Source organism: Escherichia sp. HH26CH, assembly GCF_009820205.1.
In the GTDB taxonomy this organism is placed as follows: Bacteria; Pseudomonadota; Gammaproteobacteria; order Enterobacterales; family Enterobacteriaceae; genus Escherichia; species Escherichia coli_F.
In genome coordinates this window covers 1-343 of the sequence record NZ_VNXM01000055.1, presented here as the reverse complement: position 1 = coordinate 343, position 343 = coordinate 1, and the positions used below count along the sequence as shown (strand labels likewise).

Here is a 343-nt window from a genome sequence, read left to right as displayed (position 1 = left end):
AATTTGAGAGACTCACGAACAACTTTCGTTGTTCAGTGTTTCAATTTTCAGCTTGATCCAGATTTTTAAAGAGCAAATATCTTAAACATGACTCGTAAGTCATCTTTAACGATACTGAGGTCGGTGACTTTCACTCACAAACCAGCAAGTGGCGTCCCCTAGGGGATTCGAACCCCTGTTACCGCCGTGAAAGGGCGGTGTCCTGGGCCTCTAGACGAAGGGGACGTATCAGTCTGCTTCGCAAGACGCCTTGCTTTTCACTTTCTATCAGACAATCTGTGTGAGCACTGCAAAGTACAGTTCTTTAAGGTAAGGAGGTGATCCAACCGCAGGTTCCCCTACG

The 343-nt window shown here is 46.6% G+C and carries 1 tRNA gene; it reads right to left on the bottom strand.

Annotation, left to right across the window (positions count from 1 at the left end):
- Positions 1-149: 149 nt before the first annotated feature.
- Positions 150-225, bottom strand: a tRNA-Glu gene (locus FQ015_RS18325).
- Between the last annotated feature and the right edge of the window lie 118 nt (positions 226-343).